At 35.7% G+C, this 11,759-nt stretch carries 10 protein-coding genes; 9 read left to right on the top strand and 1 reads right to left on the bottom strand.

Features of this window, described 5'->3' with window-relative positions:
• Positions 1-171: 171 nt before the first annotated feature.
• The 7 genes from IPM14_11555 (at position 172) to IPM14_11525 (ending at position 10,005) form a co-directional block, all read left to right on the top strand.
• Positions 172-1,110, top strand: a complete 939-nt coding sequence (locus tag IPM14_11555) for a T9SS type A sorting domain-containing protein (GenBank protein ID MBK9098729.1) — start codon at positions 172-174, stop codon at positions 1,108-1,110.
• Between the two features lie 1,492 nt (positions 1,111-2,602).
• Complete coding sequence (locus IPM14_11550; protein MBK9098728.1) at positions 2,603-3,145, top strand: T9SS type A sorting domain-containing protein; 543 nt, start codon at positions 2,603-2,605, stop codon at positions 3,143-3,145.
• A gap of 160 nt (positions 3,146-3,305) precedes the next feature.
• Positions 3,306-4,325, top strand: a complete 1,020-nt coding sequence (locus IPM14_11545; protein ID MBK9098727.1) for a hypothetical protein — start codon at positions 3,306-3,308, stop codon at positions 4,323-4,325.
• Between the two features lie 5 nt (positions 4,326-4,330).
• Positions 4,331-6,193: an ABC transporter ATP-binding protein gene (locus IPM14_11540; protein MBK9098726.1), complete on the top strand. Its 1,863-nt coding sequence runs from the start codon at positions 4,331-4,333 to the stop codon at positions 6,191-6,193.
• Complete coding sequence (locus tag IPM14_11535) at positions 6,193-6,783, top strand: hypothetical protein (GenBank protein MBK9098725.1); 591 nt, start codon at positions 6,193-6,195, stop codon at positions 6,781-6,783. Before IPM14_11540 ends, IPM14_11535 begins: the two co-directional genes overlap by 1 nt.
• Positions 6,784-6,785: 2 nt before the next feature.
• The gene (locus IPM14_11530; GenBank protein MBK9098724.1) at positions 6,786-8,264 is read left to right on the top strand and encodes an O-antigen ligase family protein; all 1,479 of its coding nucleotides are present in this window, start codon (positions 6,786-6,788) and stop codon (positions 8,262-8,264) included.
• Positions 8,265-8,499: 235 nt separating this feature from the next.
• Entirely contained in the window at positions 8,500-10,005 is a 1,506-nt protein-coding gene (locus IPM14_11525) for an NTP transferase domain-containing protein (GenBank protein MBK9098723.1), read from the top strand.
• A 55-nt stretch (positions 10,006-10,060) separates the two neighbouring features.
• Here the strand turns inward: IPM14_11525 and rpsT are convergent, their stop codons facing one another.
• On the bottom strand, positions 10,061-10,324 hold the full coding sequence (gene rpsT, locus IPM14_11520) for a 30S ribosomal protein S20 (GenBank protein MBK9098722.1): 264 nt from the start codon (positions 10,322-10,324) through the stop codon (positions 10,061-10,063).
• A 214-nt stretch (positions 10,325-10,538) separates the two neighbouring features.
• Between rpsT and IPM14_11515 the strand changes: the two genes are divergently transcribed.
• Both IPM14_11515 and IPM14_11510 read left to right on the top strand, forming a co-directional pair.
• Positions 10,539-11,180, top strand: a complete 642-nt coding sequence (locus IPM14_11515) for a radical SAM protein (protein MBK9098721.1) — start codon at positions 10,539-10,541, stop codon at positions 11,178-11,180.
• A gap of 154 nt (positions 11,181-11,334) precedes the next feature.
• A complete protein-coding gene (locus IPM14_11510; protein ID MBK9098720.1) occupies positions 11,335-11,751 on the top strand; it encodes a 6-carboxytetrahydropterin synthase in 417 nt (138 codons plus the stop codon).
• Positions 11,752-11,759 lie beyond the last annotated feature (8 nt).

The following is an 11,759-nucleotide window of genomic DNA, read 5'->3' as shown; positions in this document are numbered from 1 at the left end:
TTAATTTCCTGTTACAATTTTTATCCCCCCCCCCGCAAAACTTATCAAAAAGATCCCTCAGACAGCGATGAAAAAGAATTTTCATATTGTTGCTGGAGAAAAATATCCAACGGGTTTTACGTAGTATTAATTCACAGCTAAATTTTATTATTTAATTAAAACAAAATTTATATGAGAATATTAATTTTTATTATAAAACTCGGCCTGTTTATATGTGTAACTATAGAAGCACAGACTCCTATACGAAGGTTAGAAAATGTTCCAAAAGAATTTATTGAACGTTATCAACAGGAATCACATGAATACAACCCACTTCATGTTGGTGATATGTGGCAATTTGTAGATTATTCTGGAAATTATGATGAAGTAATAGTAGATATGGATACAATCATTTACAACGAGATATATTATCGAAAACTCGATATGTTTTTTTCATATGATTCCACTTATTTCTACTTGGAGCGAAACGATTCATCAAAGGTAGCAACTTACAGACTTGATATTGAGGATCTAGATGAGGATGGAGACTCACTTGATGAAATTCTACTAGATAGTTTAGAGGTGCCTCACGCCACAAATTATTCTTCTTATCGATATACTTGGAGGAATGGAGATCCTGATCCAAAACCTGTGGTTATACAAGGTCCATATTGGGTTATTGTATTTGGTGATACTGTAATGGCAAGGATAGCATCATATCTTTTTCAAGATGATTTGATAGCAGATAAGTACGGTGTAGTTGAAATTTATCCGGAAGGAAGTCCACCTTTATTCTTAACGGGTATGATTATAAATGGGATAAAATATGGAAATATTGTTGAGGTTGATGAATTAACTAATTCGTTTTTTTCTGAGTTTAGATTAGAGAATAATTTTCCCAATCCTTTTAATCCGGTTACTGTGATAAGATTTTACCTGCCAGAACCAACATTTGTAAAGCTGAAAGTTTTTGATATTCTTGGTAATGAGATCAAAGTAATAAATGAAGAGAAGAATAGTGGATTTCACGAAATTACTTTCGATGGGTCAGAATTATCAAGCGGAGTTTACTTTTATAGTTTACAGGCATCAAAATATTCTGAAACTAAAAAAATGATTTTAATCAGATAAAAACTGAAAGAAGGCAAAAATGAAAAAGAAAATCTTAATACTAGTTATATCCTTGTTTTCAAGTTTATTGCTTGCTCAACAAGACCAAATGTTTGTTTGTGGAATGGGAGATACATCTTTCTACCGTTCACCTGAGGATAGAGGTGGACTCTACACACCGTCAGAAGGAAACCTTAAAGCTATAGTGGTATTTATCCAATTTAAAGATGATTACTTTGAGAGTTCTGGCTGGCCTTTAAATACATTCCCAGTTTGGGCCAGGGACATGATGGATCCTGAACCCGGAGAACCATTCCTTAGAATAAACCTTTCTCATTATTTCCATGAAATGTCGAATGGAGTATTTGAGATTTACGGTTATGTTCATCCTGCAGTAATCGTAACTTATGAGGATGAGGAAGATTATGGTTCAAATGGTTTAAAGTATGTGAATCAGGAAGTTCTTACTCGCTTGGATGCATACATAGATTATTCTGACTTCGATAATTTTACTGGAAATATTTCTGGAAGTGATGGTAAAGTTGATATGATATTTTTAATCTATCGAAAATTTGATGGCCCTCTAATTGGTTATCCAACGGGTAAGGGATGGACAGGTAATGCGTCTCTAATATTACCTTATGATCTTACATTTGATGGTGTAACAATTAAAAGAGGATTTCCTGGCTCAGGTATTCAGCAAAGAGGCGGATATAATGGTGAACATTATACCATGTATCAAGCAGCACACGAATTTTGTCACCATGAATTTGGCAGTGGTCATATTCCTGGAAATTCAAATTTATCTATAATGAACGGAGGACCTGCATGGAATGCTTCCAGAGGAATGCATCCATGGGAAAGAGAAAAACTTGACTGGATAGATTATCAGGATAAAAGCAGAGATGACATCATTTATGTAACGGATTTCTATACTACAGATGATGTTTATAGAATTCCGGTAAGTACGACTGAGTATTTCCTGATAGTGAATCATCAGGATATTAGTCCCCATGATTGGGCAGGGGACAAAGGGATATATATTCATCATGTTACCAATGCTAATTATTTCCCTCCTTCGCTAAACGTTGAATGTGCGGATGGTAACTGGGAATTTACTGTTGACACACAGAATCAAAAAGTCTTACGTGGCAGATCGAATAAAACGACAAATGAGGATGAACTTAATTTCTATGAAGAAATAAATGGTATTGGTTATTTCTGCCGTACTCCATTTTATCCTGCAGATGATGCATGGGGTGATTCATACGATGCGTTTGATTTAATATTTAATAATGTTTTTTCACCCAAGAGTAATCCATATTCAGTAAATGGCGGTTCACTAAATTTTACAATTGAAGTTCAGCAGAAATTACCTGGGAATACATATAAATGTCAATTATACTTTACTTATCCGTACTCAGGAAAACCATCAAAGCCACAGAATCTTGCAGTGGAGCCAAGCCAAAACAATCACCCATATTTGACTTGGGATGCGAATCAAGAACCTGATATGTTGTTTGGCGGAAAGTATAATATATACAAGAAAAAAATCATTGCCGGTTCTTGGAGTTGGAATTATTTAGCTCAAACAACTAATATTTATTATGAAGATATTATAGAGGAATATTGTCCCTCTTATCCACAAGCTTGTATTAATGAATCTAATATTTATTATGTGGTCAAAGCTGTAGATAATCAATATCTTACATCAGTTCCAAGTGACTCCGTAATGGCAAGGGTAGAAGGAACTCCACCACAAAAGGCAGTTGCTCAAAATACTACGAAGCCTGTTGAGTATAGTTTAATGCAGAATTATCCCAATCCATTTAATCCAACAACGACTATTTCTTACTCTATTCCGAAGAATGGTTTAGTCATATTGCAAGTATTTGACATATTAGGAATAGAAGTAGCTAAATTAATAAATGAAGTAAAGGAAGCAGGAAATTATTCTGTTGCATTCAACGCATCAGAATTGCCAAGCGCAATTTATTTCTATACTTTAACTTCAGGTGACTTTTCGGCAACAAAGAAATTAATTTTGCTGAAGTAGATTAAGATCAAGAAATAAATAAAGGTCGGGCAAACCAACCCGACCTTTTTTATTAATCTTGCCGAAAACAAAGTGTACATAAATTTCTTTACATCAATTCTTTAAACTGCACTTTTATTATTTTTAATATACTTAAACCAGAAATTGAGCTAATATTATAATGTCATTATTTCATCTAAAAATATTATTAACAGTTATTTTGCTTGTTCTTATTACATCCTGCAAAGACAAAAGCAAAACCGAACAGCAAAAAGACGCAACCGGAATTACAGATACTTTAACTTCAACAAGCGGGAAGAGTTTTCTTTTTCTTACCGAGTGGTTCGACAAAGTTGGTGTTCATAAATATGATCTGGAAAAGAAAAAGTACAAACCAGTCTGGTGGCATCCGCGGGAAAATGTTGTAATGCTTGTTTATAAACCCGGAAAACTGCCAACATATTTTTTCACTGCAGATAAAATTACCAGCAAAGGAAATATCCCGGCTTTCAGCGGACTGAAACTGTTTATAATTTCAAACGACCTCTCCGAAATAAAACAAATTGATGACATCGGCGATGGAGTTCAGTTCACAGCCAGATGGAATGACGATGAAAACCTCGAGTTATTATTTACTGCTGTTGACAAAACGATCGCAAATTATGTTAATCAGTACACAAAAGTTTATGATCATTACGGCAAGCTGGTCGACAGCGAAATAAGAACTTTTGATATCCTAAAAAGCGGATTCCCACAGTTGGTTCCTCCTAGAAGTCCAAGCTTGTCACCTTCCGGAAAATTCGGAGTTTCATTCAAGCAAGACTCAGTGTTTCTAAAATCAGCAGGCAGCGATTCGCTTGAATTTGTTTCTGTGATGAAGCACAATCTGAATAAACTCAAATGGAGCGAGGATGAAAAGTATCTCATCATCTCAACTCTCGATCTTACCAATGAAACAGTTAAAACAAAAAATCCCGAAACCTCTGAATTATTCATATATTCACTGGAAACAGATTCATTAATTGGCGCTTTCGGAGGTGCGGGAATTAAAAACTTTGTAACCTTGAACGATTTACTGATTTTTGATAACGGATTTAATAATAATTGTATTGTTAGCATTTTTGATCTGAAGAAGAAAAAAATTGTGAACACAATAAAGACGGTGAGCGGTGCAGGATTAGTTATCATTCCGCAAATTTAAAATCTATGAAAACGTATATACGAATACTTCAATATGTTAAGCCGTACTGGAAAAGACTGATTTTAATTTTTGTCCTTTCGGTGCTTTATGCTGTGTTGAATGGTGTATCAATTTACCTCGTCATTCCTTTGCTCGATACTTTATTCCAGGAAGGAAACGTTAGCAATCAAACAGAAACCACGCAGCAAATTGACCAGACATCGTCGCTTCTTCCGGGATTTATTAATGATTTTAAAGATTCAGTTAGCGACTGGTTTACAAATTTTGTTTACCAGGGAGAAAAAATCGACATATTGCTGAAGATTTGTTTTATAATCCTTCTTGTCTTCTTTCTGAAAAATCTATTCGGATATCTTCAATCCAACTTAATGTCTTATGTTGAATATTCTTCAATGAATGATTTGCGTGATGCAGCCTACAGGCATCTTCACAAACTTCCGATTGGATATTTCAAAAAAGAAAAAGTCGGGAACCTGATTTCCCGTTTCACAAATGACGTTACAAAAATCCAGGACAGTGTCTCGGCCACTTTCAGCAATCTTATAAAAGAACCTTTGACAATAGTCGTCTTCCTGATCATTGCTCTGAGTATCAGTTGGCAGCTAACGTTGTTTTCATTAATCATTTTACCGTTGTCAATGCTTGCAATTCTGTGGATTGGTCTGAAAGTGAGAAAGCAAAGCTCGATTGTTCAGGGAAAACTTGCAGACATTACTACTGTTCTGCAGGAAACAATTTCCGGAGTTAAAGTCGTTAAAGCTTTCGGTATGGAAAAGTTTGAGAATAAAAAATTTCTTACCGAGACAAGAAACTTCTTGAGAGAGATGCTGAAGATCGTAAGAATCAGAAATGCTTCGTCTCCGCTAACTGAGATGATAAGCATACTTGTCGGTGCGATAATTATTTATTACGGCGGAACACTCGTGCTTCAAAGCTCAACTATTTCAGCAAGTCATTTTATGGGATTCCTTCTCGCGATTCTTCAACTTATGCGTCCGATAAAGGAATTGAGCACAGTCAATACAAGAATTCAGGAAGCTGGTGCAGCGGCGGATAGAGTTTTTGAAATACTTGATACCGTGCCGGATATTAAAGACAAAGATAATGCAAAACAGATGGGAGTGTTCGGCGATAAAATAATTTTTAATGATGTTTGCTTCCGATATGAAGACTCAGATGAATGGGTTCTTGATAAAATTAATTTTTCTGTACAGAAAGGAGAGATTATTGCTCTAGTTGGACCAAGCGGCGGAGGTAAATCAACACTTGTAGATCTAATTCCACGATTTTATGATGCAACCAGAGGAAGCATTGCTATTGATGGTGAAGATATCCGCAATTTCTCATTGGAATCTTTACGTAATAAAATGGGAATCGTAACGCAGGAAACTTTTCTTTTCAACACTTCTATAAAACAGAATATTGCTTACGGACTTGACGACTGCCCTATTGACAAAGTAATCGAAGCCGCAAAAGCTGCAAACGCCCACGACTTCATTATGCAAACTCCTGAAGGTTATGAAACAGTAATTGGTGAAAGAGGAGTTAAATTATCAGGAGGTCAACGTCAGCGGTTGACTATTGCTAGAGCAATTTTGAAAAATCCTGACATTATGATTTTTGACGAAGCAACTTCATCTCTTGATAATGAGTCTGAAATCCTTGTTCAGGAAGCAATTGAAAGAATGATGAAGAACCGAACAACATTCGTAATAGCTCACAGGCTCAGCACAATAAGAAATGCCTCGATGATTTTTGTGATAGAAAAAGGAAAAATTGTTCAATCAGGAACGCACCAGCAGCTGATGTTAAAAACGGACGGTTTATATAAAAAGCTTTATGAAATGCAATTCAGGGATAGCGATTGATGCCCGATCAGGAAAACAAATCATATAAAATTCTCGACTGGATAATAATATCATTATTCATCATTTTCATTTTAAGTCTTAGCAATTCGATTTTTGTTAACCAGGTTGGATACTTCGGCGCACTTCTTTTCATACTTATTAAAGCTTTTCTGACAAGAAAAAATCCTTTCAGCAAAACGGGGCTCGAGCTTGCGTTTGCTCTTTATATGATTGCTGAAATTCTCGCGTTGATCTTTTCGGATTACAAAGCAGAAGCATTGCACAACTTTACGAAAAGAGCGATGCTTATTCCAATTGTTTACACAACAATCACTGTAACATCAAACCTGAAAACCGGAAAAAATTTTTTCATTCTATTTCTTGTCGGTTCACTGGTCACGGGAATTGTATATCTCATCGTTTCAGTTCAGTATTATTTAAACAATCAATACCTGCTTACTGAATCAGGACCTGCGTTAATTCAAAATCCGATTACAACAAGCGAAATAATAAGCTTCACAGTTTTATTCCTCTTTGCATTTATTATAAATGAAAAAACAAGCTTAAAACAAAACTGCTGCTATACTTGGGTTTTGCAATTTCAGTCTTGACTTTGATCGCCACGTATAAGCGAACTGGCTGGATGGGTGTTGCGGTTGGAATAGTTCTGATACTTTTAATAAAACGACAATGGAAAATTCTGATCCCGATTTTTATTGCTGGAATAGTTTTATTCATGATTGATAAAAATGTCAGCCAGGTAAGTGTTTATGATTTTGAGGGATCAAGTGCGAAGAAACTTTATTCATTCAATACAGATGGAAGAGCCTGGTCAGTAGCAAAAGATGACAGCTTGTTTATTATCAACGATTACGAAAACGGACTTCTATTTTATAAAGACTCCATTCTCATAAAAAGAATTGCTACTCCGGAGCCAGCAACTTCCTTTCTTAAAGTTGATGATAGTGTGTTCATTGCTCAGCTGATTGACACAAGATTTTTGGTTTTTAAAAGAAAGAATCAGGAAATTCATCTGATAAATGAAATTTTACCTCCCGGTGATACAAAAGACTTCTTCCTGCTTGATGAATCACTTTATGCTTTGGACATTGACAGCGGCCTGACATATTACAGTTCTATCACAAAAGAATCCATGCTGGTACGTTTTCCGGAATTAAAAGGATTTAATAAAATGTTCGTTGACTCCTCATCCTTTTACTTCGCAGGTGACAGATCAGGCGCGGCGGTTTATTCAAGAGAAGGAAATTTTCCCGGAGAATTATTAGCGAAAAAAGAAATAGATAATATGAGAAGAATTCATTTCTTTGAAGGAAAAATGATCGTCGGTAATCCTGCTGGTTTGCGAATGTTCGCGTTTGAAAATAATGAAATTGTGTTAAAAGATCATCCGAAAGAGATACAGCAGGTTAACAGGATTGATAGTGACGGAGATATTCTTGCAGTGCTTACCGGCGATGGAACAATTTACAAGCTTAAGATGAATGAAAATCAGAAGTTCGATTTTGTTGCAAGCGATAAAGTTTCACCGAAGCCAACAAACTTTAATTATTCTGATGGAAATCTTTATTGCACGTATATAAAGCGTGGAAGACTTCTCAGCTTTTTTGATCCGCATCTTCCACAGAACTTCAACCGGCTTGCAATGTGGCGTGGAGGTATCGAGATTTTTAAAGATCATCCACTTTTTGGTGTCGGTGATATTGATCTTGCAAAGTATTATGTTAAATACAAACGACCTTATGACAAAGAGATCCACGGTCATCTGCACAATAATTATTTTCATTTTCTTGCGACACTGGGATTATTCGGATTCCTGTCGCTGATCTTTTTGTTTGTGATGATAATAATGGTCATTACAAAAATTTATAAATCGACTAAAGGAAAACCGTTCATTGCATCATATTCAATTGGTGCGCTGGCTTCGTTTGTGAGTATTTTGTTTGCCGGATTATCTGAGCTAAACTTCTGGGATCAGGAAATTGCAACATTAATTTATTTTACAGTCGGATTGAACATAGCATTGTTCATTCGTTATAAAGAAGAAAATCAGGTTACTGAAGAGACAAAGTAACTTTAGTTAGTATCTATTTGTTTTAAACCGTTAAAACGGTTTGGATTGTTTCTTTTGATTGATAAACCCACGGATTAATCCGTGGGTTAATTGGAATAAAAATACTTTTATGTGAAACCGTTTCAACGGTTTTTATTTATAGTTTATAAAGATAATTGCTTGAGTAAAGTAGAATATCATAGTTATTTTTGAAACCTGTAGCATTATCATTTTGTAAATCAATAATCATAGACCAATGCAAAACAACGACAAAAAAGAAATTGTAAAAAACATAAAGAAATTATCTTCGCCATTTAATTCTAAATGCAAAGAGCTGACAATAATTCTTGCCGCCGGACATGGGAAAAGAATAAAATCCCAGCGTTCAAAAATGCTGCATACAATCTGGGGAATTCCAACAGTTGAAAGAGTCCACATCGCCTGCACAAAAGCTGTAAAAGGAATTAACTCAGTTGTGGTTGTCGGAATAAAAGCTCTCGATGTGATAAATGTTCTCGGGAAGAAATCAAACACAGCTTACGCATACCAGGAAGAACAGAACGGAACCGGACACGCAGTTCAGGTTGCTTTAAAAAACATAAAGAAATTTCCTGACGATGGAATTGTTTATGTTCTACCGGGAGATATGGGATTGATCGATGCTGAAACTCTTAAAAGCTTCAGAAAAAGTTTTATTGATTCTAAAGCTGATATGATCGTTCTTACAGGAATTTACAACGGCGATCCGGAACAGAATAATTACGGTAGAATACTTCGAGTAAAAGAATTTGATACAAGAGGAACAAGATCGCTTGGCGACAAAGGAAAAGTCATTGAAATTATTGAACATAAAGATATTCTCGCTCTTCCTGCTGATAAATCTTACGAAGCTGTCTACAAAGGAAGCAAATACTCTTTCACTAAAGAGGAATTAATTAATAACAGCGAATATAACTCCGGTGTGTTTGCTTTTCGATACGGCAAGCTGAAAGAGTTGATAAGCAAACTAAAAAGCGAAAACGTTCAGAAAGAAATTTACCTAACCGATTTAATTTCATTATTTAATGAAAAAAATTATTCGGTTGCTGCTGAAAGTCCTGAAAAAGATTACGTCGTGATGGGCTTCAATAATAAGTCTGTGCTGAAAGAAATGGAAGCGATTGCCCGGAAGAATGTATACGAGAAGCTTAAAGATATAATCGAAATTGAAGACCCCGACGATTTCTTTATCCACGAAAAAGTCGTTGATAATATTTTAATGGCAGATAAAAAATATACAGCTCTCGATGTTGTTGTCGGAAAAGGCGTTCACATCGGGAAAGATGTGGATTTGAATTTCAATCTTCAGCTTGGTAAAGATGTTTTTGTTGACGGTAAAGTTTTGTTTGGAAAGAATGTTTCCGTAAGTCGTAACGTTCATCTTTCCTGTTACCCGGGGCAAACACTTAAAATTGGTAACGATGTGCAAATCCTCTGGGGAGATATTATCAAAGGAAATATTATTATCGGTGATGGCTCACGGATTGAATCCAGCGTTAATATGACCGGCAGCGATGAATTCCCGCTGCGGATAGGAAAGAACGTTTTGATAAAAGGAACCTCGTACATTTTCGGATCAAAGATAGCCGACAAACTTTTTATCGAGCACAGCATACTTGTAAAAAAGAAAGTCCGCGCAGTGAAAGATAAAAAGGGAAATATACAGCCTGTGAGATATTTTGTGCCGGAGAGTGAGGGGGAGAGCGCAATTCAAGATATGTAAATTAAAAGCTCTTCAATTGAAGAGCTTTTTTTGTGTGAGAAAAATTGTGAGTGAGTTACGCTTTTTTCTGCAAGCTGTTCAGGTGTCTTGTAATCAGGGATTTTTTTCGTGAAGCGGTGTTCTTTTTAATAAGACCTTTTAAAGTTCCTTTATCTAAAATGCTGACAGCTTCTTTGTAAAATTTCTCTGCTTCTTCTTTGTTCGTAGTTGCTAAAACTTTTTTAACACTTGATTTAATTCTGGATTCTGCCGCTTTGTTAACTACCTGTCTTCTTGCACTTACTCTGATTCTTTTTTCAGCCGATTTATGAGTTGCCATTAAATGAAAATCCTTCTTTTTTAACTAATTATTACTTCTTTTTGTCAAAATTTGAGTGCCAAATATAGGCTATGCAGGGTTTGAAATCAACCTTTGCAGGAGTAACTTTTGCTGGTAAATTTAAGCTAATTTAGTCTCGAATTGTCATCCTGAGCCTGTCGAAGGATGACGTCACACTTCGATTAACTCAGTGTGACAAATACTTAATATTATCATGCTCAAAATCAACGAAATATATCACTCAATACAGGGAGAAAGCACAAGTGCGGGAAGACTGTGTGTTTTCGTCCGGCTGACTTACTGCAATCTCCGATGCACTTACTGCGATACTGAATATGCTTTCTATGAAGGAAAGGATTTTTCGGTCGAACAGGTTATTGATGAAGTTGAAAAATACAATTGCAAGCTGGTTGAAGTAACCGGCGGTGAACCTCTTGTTCAAATGGATGAATGTCTCGAGCTGATGAAGCGACTCTGCGATCTTGGATATGAAGTGATGATTGAAACAGGTGGGAGTCTTCCGATTAAAGACATTGATCATCGAGTGAAAATAATTATGGATTTGAAATGTCCTTCCAGCGGAATGGAAAAGAAAAATCTTTATGAGAATGTTAATTATCTGCACGCAAAAGATGAACTTAAATTTGTAATCGGCAATCGCGAAGATTATGAATGGTCAGTTGATGTAATAAAAAAATATAATCTGCAGAGAAAATGTATCATACTTTTCTCTGTCGTTTTTAGTAAGCTTGAACCTGTTGAACTTGTGAACTGGATATTGGAAGATAAGCTCGAGGTAAGATTTCAACTTCAGATGCATAAATACATCTGGGATCCACAGACAAAAGGAGTATAGAGTACTTTGTCATCACGAGCGAAGCGAAGTGATCTCAATCGAAAATTTAATCACACTGTCATTGCGAGTCCTGCCTTAACAGGACGAAGCAATCTATAGCTAGAGATTGCCACGTCACTTCGCTCCTCGCAATGACATTAAAAAGAAAGAAATTATGAAAATCGCAAAAGAATTCAGATGGGAAATGGGGCACAGGCTTCCCGAACATTTCGGGCAGTGTAAAAATATTCACGGTCATTCTTACAAAATGCTTGTCGAGTTTGACGGTGAACTGAATAAAGACGAAATGATAATTGATTATTATGATGTTGAAAAAATCATCAACCCGATAATTGAAAAGCTCGATCATTCTTTTATGGTGAACAAGAATGATAAGGTTGTTATTGAGTTTTTAGAAAAGATGAATTCAAAAAAGGTAGTAGTTGATTTTCAGTCAACCGCAGAGAACATTTGTCTTTATATGCTTAATGAGATTGAGAAAGCATCATTGCCGGAAAATGTGAATGAAATAAAAGTACGTGTTTATGAAACTTCTCACGATTATGCAGAGGAATCGTTAAAAATCAGATGAAGATGATT

The sequence above is a fragment of the bacterium genome, assembly GCA_016716565.1.
Taxonomy (GTDB): domain Bacteria; phylum Bacteroidota; class Ignavibacteria; order Ignavibacteriales; family Ignavibacteriaceae; genus IGN2.
Note: the sequence above shows the minus strand (reverse complement) of the source record. Positions and strands in the feature narration are given on the sequence as shown.

What these genes read in the sequence shown, in the direction of transcription:
- IPM14_11555 (MBK9098729.1), top strand. Translation starts at nt 172, where the DNA reads ATGAGAATATTAATTTTTATTATAAAACTCGGCCTGTTTATATGTGTA.
- IPM14_11550 (MBK9098728.1), top strand. Translation starts at nt 2,603, where the DNA reads ATGTTGTTTGGCGGAAAGTATAATATATACAAGAAAAAAATCATTGCC.
- IPM14_11545 (MBK9098727.1), top strand. Translation starts at nt 3,306, where the DNA reads ATGTCATTATTTCATCTAAAAATATTATTAACAGTTATTTTGCTTGTT.
- IPM14_11540 (MBK9098726.1), top strand. Translation starts at nt 4,331, where the DNA reads ATGAAAACGTATATACGAATACTTCAATATGTTAAGCCGTACTGGAAA.
- IPM14_11535 (MBK9098725.1), top strand. Translation starts at nt 6,193, where the DNA reads ATGCCCGATCAGGAAAACAAATCATATAAAATTCTCGACTGGATAATA.
- IPM14_11525 (MBK9098723.1), top strand. Translation starts at nt 8,500, where the DNA reads ATGCAAAACAACGACAAAAAAGAAATTGTAAAAAACATAAAGAAATTA.
- rpsT (MBK9098722.1), bottom strand. Translation starts at nt 10,324, where the DNA reads ATGGCAACTCATAAATCGGCTGAAAAAAGAATCAGAGTAAGTGCAAGA.
- IPM14_11515 (MBK9098721.1), top strand. Translation starts at nt 10,539, where the DNA reads ATGCTCAAAATCAACGAAATATATCACTCAATACAGGGAGAAAGCACA.
- IPM14_11510 (MBK9098720.1), top strand. Translation starts at nt 11,335, where the DNA reads ATGAAAATCGCAAAAGAATTCAGATGGGAAATGGGGCACAGGCTTCCC.